Genomic DNA, 18,650 nt, shown 5'->3' on the forward strand with positions numbered 1-18,650 from the left:
CAAGAACCGCGAGAAGAAAGAATACTTTTTTTGAGTAATCCAAAACCAAAGATCATTTATTAAATCATCTGTTGTGTTCTAAAATTGTTATGCACTCTTTCTTATATCTCGCAGTAACTTCACATCAAAATAATCGATATCAATTTATTGTTTCACAAAACGTCCTTTATAGACTACGCTACCGTTATACCTAACCATCATAAAGTACATTTTGCTATCTATTCTTTGTACATCTAATTCATTTCCTTTGGTAACTGTTTTCAGGATCATTCTTCCCTGAATATCGTATACCTCTAATTGAACTGCCTTATTCTTAAGCTGTAATGATCTCTGAATATAGATTTTATCTCTAACCGGATTTGGATAAGTCGAAATTTCGATAGCTTCCTCCAGGTTCTTTTGGTTACTACGCAAACTTGTTTCCTTACCGAATAATTCTATCTCTGATAGCTGAAGAATGTTTCCACTATTATTTGTTAATGTCAATCTATAATACGAGTACACACCAGCATCTTGTACTGTAAATGTTCTTTTCTCTCTTCTATTAGGGAAGTCCTGATTATTTCTCTCATCTAATACTACCCATGATCTTCCGTTATTAGAACCTTGCAACACCCAGTCTTTTGGATCTCTGGAAGGTGCATCATTCCCAGAAGTAATCGTATAAGATACTAGTTTATATGATTTTTTAGCCTTGTACTGTACCCATGCTTTGTTATGGAATGTCAGATATTTTGTAGTTGACTGATCATCAATCAGATTCTCTATTCCTTCTCTGGAAGGCGAATCCGAATACTCTCCTGATACAGTTCCTCCGTCATTGGTTATATCAACTTCTCCTCCAGGGTCTCCTCCTCCTCCATCAGAACAATCTAATACCCAAGGATAATCTCCATCATAATCTAGTTTTCCATTACTATTAATAAAATTCTTATACTCATTCCATACCTGCTCTACTCCTTTTCCTAATATGCTCTTGAATGAAGCATCAAATGACCATGATTTTCCTAAATCTTTTGCTGCCTTATTAAACTTATAGATAAAGTTTTTGTCATATTTCTGAGTTACATATTGCAAAAAGAAACCTGTAGTAGTATATCCTCCTAGCCATCTTTTTCCATTATTCACATCAGGTTGTCTGGTTTGATGATATCCTGCATAGATTCTAACTCCATCAGCTATTCCTTCTGTATATGCCCAGAATGGAGAAGAACCGTCATATGTTCCTCCTGCCTCTGGGGAATTGTTATATCCATGTGTTACTTCATGGTATAAAATCCCATCAATTTCATCCTTAATCACCTGAGGATCATTCCCTGAATCTCTATAAATTTTTGTTAAATGTCTCGTACTTACCACAATTCCAATTGCATCTCCATCTCCATATTTATACGCTACAAAATCTCCATCTTTAATCTCAAAAGTTAATTGTCTGAACTTAGGAGCTTCTGATGATCTTCTGTACAGAATCTGAGCAACTTCTAAGCATTTTTGCTGCATATGTCTTTTTGCATCCGGAATCACCTGATGAAACACTTGAGATCCTGTCGAACTTCCATCTGAATCTTTAAAGATTATTGTTGGAGTTAGGAAATCATTCCCCCACTCACAGGTGTCAGTTCCTCTTCTAGTCACAGTAATATATCCTCTTTTTACAGCTGAATCTGACCCTGCGCTATTTGTTACTTTTAGTTGTACATCATATCTTCCTTCTCTATCATATCGAACTACAGGATTTTTAGCTGTACTTGTGGAAGGATTACCTCCTGTAAATGTCCATTCGTATTGCTGTGCTCCCGTAGAAGTATTAGAAAAAGTTATCTGGTTTCCTTCTGTGATCGTTTGTTGGTTCGCCGTAAATGAAGCTACAGGTGCATCTACAACAATATCTGAGTCTTTACCAAACAACTCTACTTCTGATAATTGCAAAATATTTCCGCTATTATTCGTAAGCGTTAAGCGGTAACTTTTAAATGTTCCTGCGTTCTGTATAGTGAATGTTCTTTTTTGCCTTCTATTAGGGAAATCCTGATTATTTCTCTGATCAATTACTGTCCAGTTTGACCCATTGACAGATCCTTCTAATGTCCAGCTTTTAGGGTCTCTATTTGGAGCGTCATTCCCAGAAGTAATAGTATACGAAGATAATTTATAGGTTTTTGTCGCTTCATATTTCACCCATCCTTTATTATTAAAAGTAAGGTATTTAGTATTTATATTATCATCAATTAATTGGTTTATTCCTTCTCCGTTTGGAGAATCGTTATGTTGACTTGTTACAACTCCACCATCATTCGTAATATCTACATCATCAGTAGGATTTCCTCCTCCTCCAGAGCAATCAAGAACCCATGGATAATCTCCATCATAATCCAACTTATTATTACTATTAATGTAGTTTTTGTATTCATTCCATACCTGTTCTACTCCTTTTCCTAATATGCTCTTGAATGAAGCATCAAATGACCAGGATTTCCCTAAATCTTTTGCCGCTTCATTGAATTTATACAAAAAGTTTTTGTCGTATTTCTGAGACACATAGTGCAAAAAGAAACCTGTAGTAGTATATCCTCCCAGCCATTTTCTCCCGTTATTCGGATCAGGAGTTCTGGTTTGATGAAAACCAGCATGTATTCTTACAGCATCTGCGATTCCTTCCGTATATGCCCAAAATGGAGAAGATCCGTCATAGGTTCCTCCTGCTTCTGGAGAATGATTGTATCCATGTGTTACTTCATGATACAATATCCCATCAATTTCGTCTTTAATAATCTGTCCATTATTCCCTGAATCCTGGTAGATTTTAGTAAGGTGTTCTGAACTCACTACAATTGTCAGTTCATTATCTCCTTTTAATAAATATGCAACAAAACTGTTTCCTTGTCCATCTTTTTTCTGGATATTAAATCCTAGTTTTCTGAATCTGGGAGCTTCTTGTGATCTTCTATACAGCACTCTGGCTACTTCCAGACACTTTTGCTGCATATACTGTTCTGGATTAGAAATCATTTGATGGAAAATTCTCGATCCAACGGAGCCTCTGTCTGTATCTTTGAAATCGACAGTTGGAGTCAGAAAACTATTTCCCCATTCACATGGTTGCACATTAATTGAATTTGTTCTTGTTTGATGGTCTCCGGAGGGTAGTTCTTTACCGGAAACCAAAATCGTGGCTATCATACTTAATCCAAGTATGACCTTTGTCTTGGTTTTCATGTTGAGTCTGTGTTATGTTTCTTATTTCTAAGAGACTATTAGTTACCAGTAAAATTACCCATTGAAAAGCAAAAAATTCAATTTTTAAGCAAATTCAGTGAATATTTTTGCCAATACTTCAATAAAAAGTTTTTTTTACTTCGAAATCCTAAAAAGAAAGTCTTTATCCTTTTTTTTTATTAGCCGTTATCCCAGACACTCTTATACTTTCATCCTAAAATTTTACAAAAAAACCTTAAAAAACTACAAAAAAACACTTAACTATTACAATATGTTACCACAAAACCCCATAAAACCTTTCAAATGTTACCATACAACTATCGTATTCTTATCCCAATATAAAAGCCCGATTTATTCTGCTGAATAAACCGGGCTTTGGCTATGCTTAATACCCTACATATTAACTATAGCAATACACTATTTTATCGCTTTACAATTTTACCTCTTACTTTCTCTTTACCTTTAGTAATAGTAAAGAAGTAGAGTCCTTCTTGTAAAGTACTTATATTAAATGTTTTTGTGTTGCTGCCTTTTTCAACTACAGTATTCTTGAAATCCAGTACTTTAATTCCATTAGCATTAAAGATTTCTAATTTAAAATCTGCGTATTTCTGTTCTGACTTCATAGTCACCTGAATTGTTTCTCCTACTACAGGATTAGGGAACACACTGATTTCACTATTATCCAAGAATATTCTGCTAGTACAAGTTCCCGTTTTAGTCCACGCTTGTTGCCAATACGCTCCTTCTCCTGGTGCATATGCCCATGCCGCTGAAGAAGAACACCATCCCGGGATATTACACTTAAACTTTTGCCCAGCATTCTTCACCTCTTCATTTCTAATATAAGAGGTTCCTGCTACATATTGAGGAATGTTAGGACATCCTCCTCCTCCAACGACTTTTACTATAATCTCAACTGACTGTGAAGATCCTGAAGCACCTTTATCATCAGTCGCTGTCGCTGTCAAGGTATAAGTCCCTGCTGCTGCATTCGTAATCGTAGTAGTATATGGAGCTGTAGTACTTTCGCCTATTTTAGTTCCATTACTAAAGAACTCTACCTTAGCAATCGTACCATCTGAATCTTTTGCTGTTACATCAACAACAATAGGGGCTCCTTGATCAAAAGTAGCTCCATTCGCTGGGGACATAATCTTAGCTGTAGGTGGAGTATTAGAACCTCCTCCTTCAACAGTGATACTTACTGCAGAAGACATTCCAGTTCCTCCTTCATTATCCGTTGCTTTAACAGTTAACGAGTAACTTCCTGCGGCAGCATTTTGCCATACATATTCATATGGAGCAGTGGTGTCTTCTCCCAGCTTGGTATTTCCTGAATAAAATGCCACTTTAGTTACTGTTCCATCACTATCACTAGCAGTTGCCTGAATTGTAATAGCTGTTCCTGCCTGGAATGTACTGTTATTAGCCGGAGAAGTGATACTCGTTATAGGAGATGAGTTATTAGACCCTCCACAGTCTCCTACTTTAGTCCATGCTTGTTGCCAATACGCTCCTTTTCCTGGCTCATATGCCCATGCTGCATTTGAAGAACACCATCCTGGGACATCACATTTGAATTTTTGACTTGCATTTTTTACTTCTTGGTTCTTAGTATAAGAAGTTCCTGCTACGTACTGTGGGATATTAGCACAATCTCCTCCTCCTACAGTTTTCACAGTAATTGCTACAGCTTCAGACGTAGCCATAGCCCCTTTATCATCAGTTGCTTTTGCGGTTAAAGAGTATGTCCCTACAGCAGCATTTGTAATTGTATAACTATGAGGGCTTGCTGTACTTTCTCCTAATTTCGTTCCATTACTAAAGAACTCAACTTTTGCTATAGAACCATCAATATCTGCTGCTAATGCAGTTACTTCTATGGAAGCTCCTGCATCAAATGTAGCATTATTTGCTGGAGAAGTGATACTCACCGTTGGTGGTTCATTAGGTGTACCATCGCTTACTGTAATAGAAACAGGGAGTGAGTTTTTTGTTGCATTCTCATTGTCTGTTGCTTTTGCTGTCAATGTATAATTTCCTAATGGTACATTTTGCCATGCATATTCATATGGAGCAGTGGTATCTTCTCCTAGTTTCATTGTTCCGTTATAGAACTCTACCTTAGTAACGGTACCATCAGGATCAGATGCATTTGCCTTAATCGTAATTGTTGTTCCCGGAGCTACTGTCGTATTATCAGCCGGTGCTGTAATATCAACCACAGGAGGACGGTTTCCTCCACCACCTCCATTGGCAAATACTTCATTCATTTTATTAATCAATGGGGATTTTACATTTGACCATCTCTTTAGTTTTCTACCAAAAGAAGTCGCTGTTCCACTGATTTCCAAATCTCCATACACAGTCCACACAATTACTCCTCCTAAGTTATTATCATTTATAAACTGTGCTTTTATTCCTACTGACTCTTCATCATCATAACTCAAGAAGAAATTTCCTTTTACTAAATAAGGAACTTTTGCTTCATCATCCCACTTTCTTGTCCATCCGCTATTCGCTCCCAACGCTTTTTGTTTGATAAAGAAATGATTGGGTGTTCCATCATATACTTCTTTAGGCCAGTTCGTATAATCTGCTGCAGTTTCTATAGGACCGTCTGGTTGGATATTTTCTGATCTTTTTACTGTTTTCACATTCAGATCTGCCGGACCATCTGTTATTACTCCTCTTCCGTAAAACGGAGCTCCGAAACATATTTTATTGCTTGGTACCCCATGCTCTTGGAGCTTTTGTAATGTTGACTGCCAGTTAAAAAATGGAACTTCTGCTCCGGTATATGGGTAAACTGGTGCATTATGTCCTGCAATATTAGACCATCCTCCATTAAAGTCATAAGTCATCATATTAAAGTAGTCCATATCTCTTACCAGATTAGCCCAATTAAATCCATCTAATTTTCTTGGATCCGCAGACATCGCAGAAGTAATCAATTTATCTGGTCCAATCGCTGCACGGATATCTTTTACTAATGATTCGAAGTTTGCAAAATCCGCATCAGTTCCAGTAAAATTCATTCCTGGATAAGGTCCTGGGTATTCCCAGTCTAGATCAATTCCGTCAAATCCAATAGCGATTAATCTTTTACAATCATCGATAAATTTTGCTTTTTTTACAGGATCAGCAGCCATTTCCGGAAAATGTTTACACATACTCCATCCTCCAATAGAAGCCATCACTTTTACTCCTTTCTGGTGTGCCATATCTAATAGACCTGCAACACCGTTTTCTTTTTTTAGCGGTAAAGGAAGACCTCCACTTAATCCCCATGTAGGATGAGTCCAGCGACTACTACCTACTTCTACCTGGAATCCTTGTGCTTCCGCTCTTCTTTTTATATCCGCGTTCACATAATTTACATATTCCAATTCTCCAAAAAGAATATGTAAATCCCAGCTACTATATAAATCTGTATAGAACAGATCTTTTGGCTCCTGAGAAACCCCTTGCTGGTAGATCTTTTTGTTTCTGTGATCTCCACTGTGTAGAGAACCGTCTCTTGCTACTCCAAAAAATGAAAAATTCAAAATAGTATATTTCGAATAATCAATATTAAGGTGTGTAAGTGCTCCTGCAGAAGGAACTCCTGCTTTGCTGTTTTTCCATGCATCCCAATTGGTAATATATCCTATTACCTGCTTTTGATGATTTGCCGTTGTCGCACTTCCTCCGGTATTTACCTGAGCATAGGTTAGCCCCGATAAACACAGAAAAAATAAAAATGCAGTAATCTTTAGAGACATTGTCCTTATCCTCCAAAAATTTGATTTTAATTTCGTTTTTTTCATAATTACATTAGTTAAATTAAAATGTTTGTGTGTAATAATTCGTAGAAAAAAATTAGAAAGAATAAATAACCCCAAAAAATTAATTAGCTAAACAACTTAAAACCAACTGTTTTTGGAAGTAAAACAGAACTAAAGTGCATTTTTCCTCTTTTTTTGTTTTTTTAACACTTTTTCTTTTCAAAATTACAGGAAGAAACCACCTCCTTTTTTGTACATACATCCACTCTCAAAAAACCATTTTACTCTTGTCAAAACATCCCTTTTTCTAAAATTGTGAATATCTATTATAACAGGTATCTCCTGAAGGTCTCATTAACATCTATATTTGCTCTCCTAAAAAAAGGAATATGAATACTACCTGGTACGAATGTAAAGTCAAGTATAGAAAAGTTGACGAGTCTGGTTCTCATAAAATGGTAACAGAACCTTATTTAGTTGATGCATTATCTTATACGGAAGCTGAAACTAGAATTAATGAGGAAATGTCTGCCTATATTAGTGAAGAATTCAAAATTACAAATATAAAAATAGCCAACTTTGCAGAAATTCATCCTTTCGAGAATTCTGACCGCTGGTTCAAATCAAAAGTATCTCTTATTACATTTGATGAAGAAAGTGGTAAAGAAAGAAAGTCAAATATGTATCTTTTGGTACAGGCTAATGACATAAAAGAAGCGTTTGACAATACTACTCGTATGATGAAAGATTCGATGAGTGATTATACAATCCCAGCAATAGCTGAATCTCCGATCATGGATGTTTTTCCCTATTTTACTGGAGAAGAAGATCAATTAGAAAAGTTCAAATCGATAAAAGCTTCCATGCATTCAGAAGAAGAAATTCCTCCATCAGTTCCACCTACTCCGGATACTGATACTCTTGAAAGTAAAGTACCGGATTTCAGTCCGGAAGAAACAGAAGTTCTCTCTGTAAATGAAACTGATTCAACAGATAGTTCTGAGAATAATATATTCTGAGCTAATAATTTCTATATATATTCAAGGTTGCTTTTTTGGCAACCTTTTTTTTGCAATCCCCTTATGTCTTATAACAGAAAAGCAGCGCTGTATTGTTTTCTCTTATTATTTTATGTACGCTTCTATCCACTTATCTCTTTTGCGTAGTAAAAACTTCTAATCACGTTATAGGCTTTTTAGTGGATAACAATAATTTCGCACTCCATGCCTACTAATGCATATTATCTATACCTCAACACAGAGGTTATTCATACTATTTCATTAGTCGGCAGCTACTTTATACCCAATAACATTGATGAAAAAGAGTTACAAAAAAGGAGACGCAAAAAGATTGATCAGATTTATACACGAATGGATGGGATTAACCTCTGGTTTAATCGTATTTATCGTATCTTTTTCCGGAACATTATTTGTTTTTGCCGATGAGTTTGTCTCATTATGTGCAGGAGATGCTAAGTATGTAACTGTCGACCCCTCAAAAGAAAAACTTCCCGTAGCAACATTAATAGATAAATTTAAAGAACAACAACCCAGGCGAGGAATTTTTTATGTAGACACGTATACTGATTCTGATCGCAGCTTCCGAATTGCCTCGGAAAAAAACATGAAAGATTTCACATATACTTATATGGATCCTTATTCTGGGGAAATTCTAAAAAACTCAAGATCCTATTGGTTTTTCTTTTTCATCGCTGCCCGAATCCACGCCCAAATTTTAATGTATAAGGTTGGACAAACAATCGTTGGTATTGCTACTATTATTTTTTTACTGGAATTAATTAGTGGTCTTATCTTATGGTTTCCTAAACGATGGAACAAAAAAGCGAGAAAAGCTTCTTTTACCATCAAACAAAACACCAATTGGAAACGCAGAGTATATGATCTTCATAAAATCCTTGGGTTTTATGCTTTACTCCCTGCACTTCTAATAACAGTAACTGGATTAATCATGGCATATAAAGTACTGACAGGCATTACTCAAAACAGTTTTGGGGGGACTGCTGATGGGGAGGCTTTGATAGAAGCCCACCTACCCAAACCCGATCCGACAAGAAAAATGCTTTCTATAGATGAGGTCATCTCTAAAACACAGTTATCAAACCCTGAAACTAAGCAGATAAGAATTGGATTCCCGCATGAAGCAATTGACCCTTATTATCTAACTGTAGTAGGTGAAACAATCGGATTAAAATCATGGATTAAAGGAGATTTCTTTTTTACGAATCGGTATACCGGGGATCGCGTAGTACTTCCTGCTTCCTTAGATAATTATACAAAAATTAACCAAACTGTATTTGACCTGCATGTAGGACATTGGTGGGGATTATTCGGAAAAATTATCACATTTATCATAGGAATTATCTGTTCCAGTCTTCCTGTAACCGGCTTTATTTTATGGTTGAGAAAGAAGAAAAAGGAGCGTGAAAAAAGAAGGACCAAAAAAGTACGGATTGCATAAGTAATCGTATTCTAAACCTTTTGTTTTAGTGAATATTCTTTTTTCAAATTACTTGGTAAATAGTTAAACTTCTTTTTAAATGCAGTAGTAAAGTGTTGTGGGTTTTTATATCCCACAGCATAAGCTACCTCAGAAACCGTAAGTTCTTCTTCGATAAGCATTTTTTTTGCCTTTTCCATACGTATACTAGTAAGGTATGAAAAAATAGGTTCCTTAAAAACTAACTTAAAATTTGTTTTCAGTTTATGTTGATTAATCCCTGATAGTTTGGATAACTCCAGTATGGTTGGTGGATTCTGAATATTCTCCCTAATTAACTGCTCTGCTTTTAATATTTCTTCATGCTCGTGTTTTTTTAGCACCACACACTTCTCTTCTTTTTTCTCATCTTTCAATTGTGTGAACAGAAAACTAAAAATCTCAATTATTTTAGACTCCAGGTAGACTTGTTTAATTTCTTTTTCATAAGAGCAATTGATGATATCATTTATAATCAACGACAAGTGAGAAGGAATTTCCCTGCTTTCGGGGAACATCGCAAAAGGTATTTTTTTCTCTAAGGCTGCTCCAAAATCAGTACTTACTTCTTTAAAATTGTTTTTAAATATTTTCTTTACATACTGTTCTGTAAAAATAATTTCTAATGACTTTCTTTTACGGATTGGATACCTCAATGTCCCTTTTACTTCTGGAAGATAGAAAAAATTATATTGCCCTCCTTTTATAATAATCGGAATACTTTTGGTATTATCAGGAATATACTCACTATGCCCTTCTATTTCAAAATGAATTTTAAGAAACGGAAAATCATGCATCACCTGCATAATCAGAGGAGGTTTAATAAGGACATTCCCAATATCAATCTTAACCCCATCCAGCATAATTTCATGATTCTCTCCCTGAAAAAAATCAACATCCACTTCGATTACCTTTTCTTCAATTTCATTTGTTCTTAACCCTTCTCTTTCTTTCCTTATTAATTTCTTCCCTTGATACTGCTCAAATTTAAACGTTGATTCCATGATACTTTTTTCTTCTTTATCGCCCCTAAAAACACCAGTTTCCACACTGTATTCCAACACAATAAAACACTTCTCTTTATATTTTATTCAGTCTAAATTACAATTGCAAAAATACAATAAAAAAAGGGGAAATTAGTTTTACTCCTCATTCTTTTGCGGCATTAAAACTTCTATTTGCGTAGGTACAGGGTGAAGAATCTACAATACTTTTGCTCATTATTTAAACTAAATAAAAATAAATGTACCCGCGTTATTTTGTACTTATCTTTTTGTTTTTGATAAGTCCCCCACTATTAAGTCAGTCTGCTCTTTCAGGAAAAATAACTGATAAACACGGACAACTATTACCTGGAGCATCCGTATTAATCAAAGGAACAACCATTGGAGCTATTAGTGATATCAATGGTTATTTTGAACTTTCTAAAACTCCTTTGGGCAATTATCAACTAGAGGTAAGCATGCTCGGTTTTAAAAAAGAAATAGTTACTGTTTTTCTTCAGAAAGGAAAACCTCTTTTTCTTAGTATTTCCTTATCAGAGACAAGTCAAAACTTAGATGAAATCGTTCTTCAAAGCAAGTCAAAAGTACAGCGAAAACGAGAAGAGCCTATTAAGATCGAAGTAATTGATGTAAAGAAGATACAAGCTCAATCCATCAGTCTCCCTCAAATCATGAATCAAACTTCTGGAGTTAAAGTACGACAAAATGGAGGTATTGGAAGTGGAACTTCTATCAATATTAATGGATTACAGGGGAATGCCATTCGTTTTTTCAAAGATGGAATCCCATTGGATTATCTTGGAAGAGCATTTGATTTGAGCATGGTTCCCATTGATCAATTAACCAATATAGAGATATACAAAGGGGTGCTACCTGTGGATTTAGGAGCTGATGCCTTGGGTGGTGCTGTTAACTTTATTTCTCAAAACAATCACAAAAACCATTTGGACCTTTCTTACGGAGTCGCTTCTTTTAATACGCACCAAGTCAATCTAAACGGATATTTGACAATTCCTAATTCTAAACTTTTTGCTGCTGCTACTTCATATTTTATCACATCAGATAATAACTACACCATAAATGTCGATATCCCTGATGCCGACACCGGTGTTCTCAAATCAACTGAGGCTGAACGATTTCACGATGGTATATACAGTTTGTTCCTGGAAACAAAAATAGGTGCGCGAGCTACTAAAATCGCCGATTTATTTGAAGTTGGATTTTCCAGATTTGACATGCAAAAAGAGTTACAAAATAATATTCGGCTTACGATCCCTTATGGAGAAGCTATATATGAAGAAGATGCATCTATTTTTACAATCAGGTATCAAAAACAGTTCGACAAACTACATCTGGATTTTTTCACTGCCTATAGCGATCGAAATACTCTATTCGATGATACTCCCACATACAGATATAACTGGTTAGGAGAACCACTTCCTATTCCTGATAATGACAACGGAGGAGAGACCAATCAAAATGCTAAATCATATAGGAGACTTAACTTCGATAACTGGACTATTCGTGCCAATGCTAATTACCAACTCCATGAAAACCATCAATTAAACTTTAATCATAATTATATCTATGAAAAAAGAGTTGGTTCTGATCCATTGGCAGAAACTTTTGGAAGAGATGTAGATGTCTTAACGTTTCCTGCAAAATACACACGGAACATTACAGGTATTGGGGTTACCTCTTCTTTTTTAGGTAACAAAATCGACAATGTTTTTTCCGTAAAAAGATATGGGGTTATCACTAGTTCTATCTCTTCGGTTTATGATTATTATGGTGAAATTCCAGAATTTTCCGATGATAGTTATGGTATAAGTAATTCCATGAAATACAACATTAACAAGCACCGGTACCTGCGAATATCATATGAGCGAGCTACCCGAATCCCAGAGTCTGAGGAGTATTTTGGAGATGCTATATTTATTTCTGGAAATTACAACCTGCAACCTGAGACGAGTCATAATATCAATCTCGGATTTTACTCTAATATCACTAAAAAACAAAACCTCTGGTTAGATATTAATACATTCTATAGAGCTGTCGAAAACAATATTTTCCTGCGCCCCTTCAGTCTATTATATTCTCGCTATCAAAATACAGATGATGCCAGAATACTTGGGGGAGAGTTTATGCTAAAAGGGAGCTTGGTTAAAAACATTCGGTTTAATCTAGCCGTAACCTATCAGGATATACGACGAAAAAACACGGATATTAACTCTCGATTACTCGAAGATTCCAGACAACCCAATATTCCATACTTTTTTGGAAATATCGGACTTCGTTATCACCCTAAAAAATTGATCGGAAAAGGAAACTGGCAATTTTACGGCAATTATAATTACGTAGAAAAATACTTACTAAATGCGGTTTCCAAAGAGCAAGAACCCCCTCTATTTGGTGATGTTAATGGCATCACCGGAGTAAATATAATTCCAACTCAAAATCTAATAGATATAGGAATTACCTATAAAGTTTCTGGTACCCCACTCTGGGTTAACGCAGAGATCAACAATATCCTGGATGCCGAAGCCTTTGATGGATTTAGAGTCCAAAAACCTGGAATTAATTATCGTTTAAAAATCAAGTATTCAATTAATTAAAAAGTGAAAAATGAAAAAAATGACCTTTAAGATGTGTGCATACATCCTATCAATGATGTATCTCATAAGTAGTTGTAGTAGTGATGACAATTCTGAACCTTCTAATCCTGATGGAGGAGGAACAAGTCCCGAAAAATCTGGTGTTTCCTTATTTGTTATTACTGACCCTAATACTTCCAGTGGATTGTTAATTTCCTCAGAGGAGATGTTTTCCGGTACAATTGACATTTCTAAAGTCTCTAATGCAACACAAATAGCTGCTGCCCGCACAACCGGATTAGCTATTGATGGAGCTGTATACCATACATCGAACTCTGCAGGGGATAATGGGATACAAAAATTCGGTTATCAGAACAATGCTTTTACAGATGAAGGATTTATCGCTGTTAATGAGAAAATATTTACTTTTGAAGTTGTTAGTCCTACCAAGGGATATTATACAGATGCAAACAGAAGTCGTACGGCAATCCAGACATTTAACCCTTCGACTATGCAGCGAACAGGAGAAATCGACATAACAGAAGCTATTACTCCTATTCTTACCGATGAAGTTACCAGTACCAGAATTGGTTCTTTTATGCTGGAAAGCAAAGGAAAATTATATACTCAAGTATTTTTTCTAAAAGAAGATGGAACACATGCTTTTGATATAAGCTATGTTGCTGTATTTGACACAACAAATGATACCTTCATTGGATTAACTCAGCACAATGATTATATATGGTTAGGTTTCGAGAGAAAAAATTCAAATTATGCAACAGTAGCGGACAATGGGGATATCTATCTTGCAAGTCCAGTCGGGAATACTTCTGATCCTGCTCACTCCAAATGCATTCGAATCAAAGCAGGAAGTAATCAAATTGACCCTTCCTGGAAACTTGATTTTAATGAGTTCATAGGAGGAAATAGTTTTTGTCTAGCAGGACCTGCTGTTGTAGGTGATAAACTATACATAAAGCTTAAATCATCTGCTATTAATTCTGACTATAGTAATCTTGGAGAAGAAGATGTCGATGCATATATGGTAGACATAAACACCAAGAAGATCACAAAAATAGCAGGAATTCCCAGTAGTGGATCTATAAGCTCTAGTATCAGTGGTCCTGTTGTTATTGATGGCTTAGTGTATTTTGCGGTTAGCAATTCTAATTATCAAGGCTATTACACGTATAACCCGGCTAATGGAGAGGTAAATGAAGCTTTCTCTCTTTCTGGAGGAGTTCCCAGCCAGTTAAGTCCTCTATAAAAACATTACAGGTATCGCCTTCTTTTCCTGGAAATTTTATCTATAAAACTAAGAAAAAGAAAGCAATACGATACCATGTGATATGTTATTCCTTTTGCTACATAAAACACTAGGGAGATTGTTCTCCTTAGTGTTTACGTCGCATATCTTTATTACAAATTCTTTTGCAATAACTCCATTAACAGCTAAGCACTAACTTGCGTTCGTTAGTACTTAGGGAGTTATTCTTTTACATGTACTACCTTAAAAACTCCCCTCTACATGAATAATCAACAAAAAATTCTTATTTCATGGGTATTAATTGCACTGGGTATAGCAATACACAGCACATTAGAAGTTGGAGAAAGTATTTTCTTTAAACCTCTCCCTACAGAACCTTTTAGCAATGGTGTTCCCATTGCCATTCACATCATCCACATTGTAGCGATGATCCTTCCTATGATAATGGCATTCTTAACGTTATTTTACGAACGAAAAGGGTTTAGAATATTCTCTCTCATGTATGCTTTCTTACTCGCCTTATTAAACATCTCTCATGTTATAGAAACCTTCATGGTAAGTAGCACTAATCTCTCTCAAGTTATCTTATTATCGTTTGTTGCAATTATTAATATTGTTTTGATTGTTTTGATTAACAAATGGCGTAAAGAAGTTTAAAACTTCAATATGCAAAAGCCATGTTTACTACATGGCTTTTTTTATGATATGACACTTACTCCCAACGATGATGCTTTAGAGTTGTCCATATTTCCAGAACAGCTCCCATCAATTGTTTGTCTTCATCTGCACTGATATTCGTCATCAGAAACACGCCTACATTACGGCTGGGATTTATAGCAGCAATACTTACTACCCCAGGGTCACTCCCGGAATGATTCAGAGTTCCTTTTTCATTAACTCCCCAAAAAATTCCACTGGATTCTTTTCCTATTTCTGTACGGGTAAACATTTCTTCATAAGATGCTTTTGACAATATCGTACCTTCCCCGTTTCTTCCCCGGATAATTTCTTTCAAATATTCCCCAAATTCATCTGTATTTGTGATCAACCCCCCATCTGAACTCGTAATCAGGTGGTACGCTGGCACCATCGTATTTTTAGTAACATATCTGGAGGCGAATTCCTCCCGATTATTATCGTTTATCTTCCAGGCTGTTTTCTCCATCCCCAAAGGATCAAAAATATACTGTTTTGTAAATTGCTCAAAAGGAACTCCTGTTGCATTTTCAACCACATACGCTGCCAAAGCTGCTCCAATATTACTATAGTTATATCGCTTGCCAGGAGCTTTTTTTGTGAAATTTTTATTTGAATACCATTTTCCATTTTTGGACAACACATTTTCAAAAAACATCGCGTAAGAAAGATCCTCATTCTGCGCGATAACTTTTAGATTCTTTGCAAAATCATCTGGCAAATAAGAATAATCATCTATCGGATTTTCTAACACATATGCTCTTAGATAAGCATTATCATCACTAATTCCCGAGGTATGTTGTGCCAGATGTCGCAACGTAATCGGCACATCAGGAAATTTAGGGTGTATCACCTGGAATGGCAGATATTGATTAATTGGATCGTCTAAACGTAGTTTTCCTAACTCTTGAGCTTTCATAATAGCAGCAGCAATAAATGTTTTGGAAACAGAACCAATATTATGTACCGTATGATTTGTGTACGGCTTTTGGGTCGCTACATCTGCATATCCAAAAGAATTGTTATAAAACACTTCTTTGTCATTTACTACTACAATAGAAATTCCTGTAAGGTCTGAACTTTTGAATATTTCTTCCAGTTTACTATCCAATTCCTGAATTGACTCTGTAGATTCTCCTTTTTGAGAAAAACTATTAGTTATCACTAAAAAGGCTCCCAGGCAGCAGATTAACAATTGTATTACTTTTTTCATGTTCGTTTTTTAGATTTTATACAAATGAACAGATCTTATACATATAAAACGCCCCAACAGATACTTTGGCACCTTTTTTTTCACTTTTAATTCAATTATTTCTTTTAATACTTTTTTTCAAAAAAGGAATATTTTACTATTTATTTTATAATAAAAAATATTAATGAATTACATAATAATTATAAATAAAAATATATCAATAATTAATCTAATATTTGCCCCTGTGAATAAAAATGGAGGAAACTATGAAACGGGTTACTCTGCGTACTACAAACTGTTCTTAGAGTTGCTCGTTTCTTTCTTCACCGGGGCTTAAACAAATAATTAATACTTCTGCTATATAACACGTAGATGCATTCCTATCAGCATACGAATACATTAAAGTAGAAAGAGCAGACATAACGAAAAACTATTAATTATAATTTTTTAACTGATATGACTACAACAGAAGTAATGGACAAGATACAATTGGTAGACAATACATTTACTCCTTCTGAAGCTTCGGATGTTGTGAATGCATTAATAAAAGAAAAAATAAACTTTCACAAACTACACAGGCTTTCTATGCATGAAGGAAATCAACATATTGATTCCAGTTATGATGATGAACGCATTGCCCAGTTATTAAAAGAAAAAGAAGCATTTAAAGCTGTTTTTAAAGAAGCAATGACTACGGGAAAAAGAGTTGAAATAAACGGAACTTTGACGATTAAAATTACTGATTAACCCCTCTTTTAAACGTTATGGATTTATGTTTTTGGTTAGAATAGTGCTATAAATCCTACGTTCATTATTTTATTAGAGGATTTTGAATCTTAATAAAAGAGAGTCAGAATCCTCTTTTATCATCATACAGCAAGTACCCCTTCCGGTAAATCATAAATTTATAAGCTGAAACTTCTCTCTTATTATTTCATCTTTTCTTTCTTCTACATAGCTTAAAAATGCTGCTGCTACCGGAGAAAATTTTTTGTTCTTTAAAGATATCAGGTTCCATATTGATTTCAAAGGAAACCCCTTTACAGGTATAATCTGTAATCGATTCGCTTCCAAGTCATTTCGTATTCCTATCAATGGCATAATCGAATACCCTAACCCTGCTATTACCGCTTGCTTAACCGCTTCATTTGAGGTCAGTTCCATCTGTTTTCTCGCGACAATATTATTTTGCTCTAAATACTCTTCCATGGTATGTCGGGTTCCTGACCCTGGTTCGCGATAGATTAACGGTAGCTCAGAAAGAATCGAAGTATCATACATTTTTTTCTCAAATGTATCTGTCGTACTCCCCACTAAATATAATTGATTTTCCATCAAATTAGTCTTACTAATCTTCAAATGTTTTGGCAATACCGACACCAGTGAAAAATCAACAGAATTTTCCTCCAGACTTGATACGACCATCTCTTTGTTTGTCACCTCTAATACCAGGTTTACTTCTGAATGTTTTTTCATAAAATCAGACAAGAAATAAGGGATAATATATTTACCTGTAGACACTACTGATATCTTCAACACTCCCGACAACTGTCCTTGGTACGCTAATGTTTTATGACTAATCTGATCAACTTCCTGAATTATTTTTTGAGCTGCCTCTGCTATTTCCTTTCCGAAATCAGTAATGTATATCTTTCTACCTATTACTTCAGTAAGTGGTATAGGAAATTGATCCTGAAAATTCCTAAGCTGAATAGAAACTGCTGGTTGAGTGAGGTGTAATTCCTCTGAAGCTTTGGTGATACTTCCTTTCTCTACTATTTTTAGAAAAATCTGAAGTTGATGCAATGTATAATTCATAAATAAATGTAATATTATTTATATAATTAATAAATAAATATATATTCAAAAATAATTAACAACCAACATCTAATGAAAATACTAATGTTATTTTTAAGGAAAAATTTCTATTTTTTATTCTTTATAATATTAAAACTCCCCAGTCCTGATAAACTGAGGAGTTTTTACTCTTTTTAAGATGAAAAAAATAATATAGTCTCTATCATTCAACTAATTCAAATGCTTCTGCAGCCACATATGAAACTTTAGCATATATTCCTGTATCGACAAGCTGTGCTACATTTTCTCCTTCTTTTAAGATAATTTGATTACGTTGATTTTCTATTCCCGTAAAAACCATACTGTGTAAAACTCCATTAACAGTATACTCTACTAATGTTTTTTCTACTGTTCCACTTCCTTCTGCTTCGACAACAATCGATACAAAATACTTATCATTAGGGTTTATACAATCAAAGGTTGTTACAGAAGTTCCATCTTCTTTTACAAAGTTAATATGTACTGGTTTTATAACTGAGGTTTCTGGAGCATCATCTCTAGAGCAATTACAAAATAATACAACGATTATAATCCAAAAAACTGTTTTCATACTCATAC

The 18,650-nt window shown here is 35.0% G+C and carries 12 protein-coding genes; 6 read left to right on the forward strand and 6 right to left on the reverse strand.

Translation table 11 applies throughout. The annotated features are described in order from the left end of the window. Positions 1 to 144: 144 nt before the first annotated feature. Entirely contained in the window at positions 145 to 3,216 is a 3,072-nt protein-coding gene (locus tag ACFSTE_RS11145; RefSeq protein ID WP_378256869.1) for a basic secretory protein-like protein, read from the reverse strand. A gap of 422 nt (positions 3,217 to 3,638) precedes the next feature. Further along, the gene (locus tag ACFSTE_RS11150) at positions 3,639 to 7,028 is read right to left on the reverse strand and encodes an Ig-like domain-containing protein (RefSeq protein ID WP_378256871.1); all 3,390 of its coding nucleotides are present in this window, start codon (positions 7,026 to 7,028) and stop codon (positions 3,639 to 3,641) included. Between the two features lie 347 nt (positions 7,029 to 7,375). On the opposite strand from ACFSTE_RS11150, the gene ACFSTE_RS11155 reads away from it, so the two are divergent. Beyond that, the gene (locus tag ACFSTE_RS11155) at positions 7,376 to 8,005 is read left to right on the forward strand and encodes a DUF4494 domain-containing protein (protein WP_378256873.1); all 630 of its coding nucleotides are present in this window, start codon (positions 7,376 to 7,378) and stop codon (positions 8,003 to 8,005) included. Positions 8,006 to 8,300: 295 nt separating this feature from the next. Next, positions 8,301 to 9,464 carry a PepSY-associated TM helix domain-containing protein gene (locus tag ACFSTE_RS11160; protein ID WP_378256875.1) on the forward strand — a complete coding sequence of 388 codons (1,164 nt, stop codon included), beginning with the start codon at positions 8,301 to 8,303 and terminating at the stop codon, positions 9,462 to 9,464. Between the two features lie 11 nt (positions 9,465 to 9,475). Here the strand turns inward: ACFSTE_RS11160 and ACFSTE_RS11165 are convergent, their stop codons facing one another. Then, positions 9,476 to 10,486 carry a helix-turn-helix domain-containing protein gene (locus ACFSTE_RS11165; RefSeq protein WP_378256877.1) on the reverse strand — a complete coding sequence of 337 codons (1,011 nt, stop codon included), beginning with the start codon at positions 10,484 to 10,486 and terminating at the stop codon, positions 9,476 to 9,478. Positions 10,487 to 10,725: 239 nt separating this feature from the next. Between ACFSTE_RS11165 and ACFSTE_RS11170 the strand changes: the two genes are divergently transcribed. The 3 genes from ACFSTE_RS11170 to ACFSTE_RS11180 all read left to right on the forward strand — a co-directional run bounded on the left by ACFSTE_RS11170 (position 10,726) and on the right by ACFSTE_RS11180 (position 15,004). Then, a complete protein-coding gene (locus ACFSTE_RS11170; protein ID WP_378256879.1) occupies positions 10,726 to 13,101 on the forward strand; it encodes a TonB-dependent receptor in 2,376 nt (791 codons plus the stop codon). A 10-nt stretch (positions 13,102 to 13,111) separates the two neighbouring features. Beyond that, positions 13,112 to 14,347, forward strand: a complete 1,236-nt coding sequence (locus ACFSTE_RS11175; protein ID WP_176028972.1) for a DUF4374 domain-containing protein — start codon at positions 13,112 to 13,114, stop codon at positions 14,345 to 14,347. Positions 14,348 to 14,608: 261 nt separating this feature from the next. Further along, positions 14,609 to 15,004, forward strand: coding sequence for a hypothetical protein (locus tag ACFSTE_RS11180; protein ID WP_176028971.1), 396 nt, complete (start codon positions 14,609 to 14,611; stop codon positions 15,002 to 15,004). Between the two features lie 55 nt (positions 15,005 to 15,059). Here the strand turns inward: ACFSTE_RS11180 and ACFSTE_RS11185 are convergent, their stop codons facing one another. Further along, complete coding sequence (locus ACFSTE_RS11185; RefSeq protein ID WP_378256882.1) at positions 15,060 to 16,256, reverse strand: serine hydrolase domain-containing protein; 1,197 nt, start codon at positions 16,254 to 16,256, stop codon at positions 15,060 to 15,062. A 435-nt stretch (positions 16,257 to 16,691) separates the two neighbouring features. On the opposite strand from ACFSTE_RS11185, the gene ACFSTE_RS11190 reads away from it, so the two are divergent. Then, positions 16,692 to 16,982, forward strand: coding sequence for a hypothetical protein (locus tag ACFSTE_RS11190; protein WP_378256884.1), 291 nt, complete (start codon positions 16,692 to 16,694; stop codon positions 16,980 to 16,982). Between the two features lie 150 nt (positions 16,983 to 17,132). Here ACFSTE_RS11190 and ACFSTE_RS11195 read toward each other — a convergent pair whose 3' ends face one another. Both ACFSTE_RS11195 and ACFSTE_RS11200 read right to left on the reverse strand, forming a co-directional pair. Continuing rightward, a complete protein-coding gene (locus tag ACFSTE_RS11195; RefSeq protein WP_378256886.1) occupies positions 17,133 to 18,053 on the reverse strand; it encodes a LysR family transcriptional regulator in 921 nt (306 codons plus the stop codon). Between the two features lie 202 nt (positions 18,054 to 18,255). After that, entirely contained in the window at positions 18,256 to 18,642 is a 387-nt protein-coding gene (locus ACFSTE_RS11200; RefSeq protein WP_378298145.1) for a hypothetical protein, read from the reverse strand. Positions 18,643 to 18,650: the final 8 nt, after the last annotated feature.

Source organism: Aquimarina hainanensis (genome assembly GCF_042684685.1).
GTDB lineage: Bacteria > Bacteroidota > Bacteroidia > Flavobacteriales > Flavobacteriaceae > Aquimarina > Aquimarina hainanensis.

What these genes read in the sequence shown, in the direction of transcription:
- ACFSTE_RS11145 (WP_378256869.1), bottom strand. Translation starts at nt 3,216, where the DNA reads ATGAAAACCAAGACAAAGGTCATACTTGGATTAAGTATGATAGCCACG.
- ACFSTE_RS11150 (WP_378256871.1), bottom strand. Translation starts at nt 7,028, where the DNA reads ATGAAAAAAACGAAATTAAAATCAAATTTTTGGAGGATAAGGACAATG.
- ACFSTE_RS11155 (WP_378256873.1), top strand. Translation starts at nt 7,376, where the DNA reads ATGAATACTACCTGGTACGAATGTAAAGTCAAGTATAGAAAAGTTGAC.
- ACFSTE_RS11160 (WP_378256875.1), top strand. Translation starts at nt 8,301, where the DNA reads ATGAAAAAGAGTTACAAAAAAGGAGACGCAAAAAGATTGATCAGATTT.
- ACFSTE_RS11165 (WP_378256877.1), bottom strand. Translation starts at nt 10,486, where the DNA reads ATGGAATCAACGTTTAAATTTGAGCAGTATCAAGGGAAGAAATTAATA.
- ACFSTE_RS11170 (WP_378256879.1), top strand. Translation starts at nt 10,726, where the DNA reads ATGTACCCGCGTTATTTTGTACTTATCTTTTTGTTTTTGATAAGTCCC.
- ACFSTE_RS11175 (WP_176028972.1), top strand. Translation starts at nt 13,112, where the DNA reads ATGAAAAAAATGACCTTTAAGATGTGTGCATACATCCTATCAATGATG.
- ACFSTE_RS11180 (WP_176028971.1), top strand. Translation starts at nt 14,609, where the DNA reads ATGAATAATCAACAAAAAATTCTTATTTCATGGGTATTAATTGCACTG.
- ACFSTE_RS11185 (WP_378256882.1), bottom strand. Translation starts at nt 16,256, where the DNA reads ATGAAAAAAGTAATACAATTGTTAATCTGCTGCCTGGGAGCCTTTTTA.
- ACFSTE_RS11190 (WP_378256884.1), top strand. Translation starts at nt 16,692, where the DNA reads ATGACTACAACAGAAGTAATGGACAAGATACAATTGGTAGACAATACA.
- ACFSTE_RS11195 (WP_378256886.1), bottom strand. Translation starts at nt 18,053, where the DNA reads ATGAATTATACATTGCATCAACTTCAGATTTTTCTAAAAATAGTAGAG.
- ACFSTE_RS11200 (WP_378298145.1), bottom strand. Translation starts at nt 18,642, where the DNA reads ATGAAAACAGTTTTTTGGATTATAATCGTTGTATTATTTTGTAATTGC.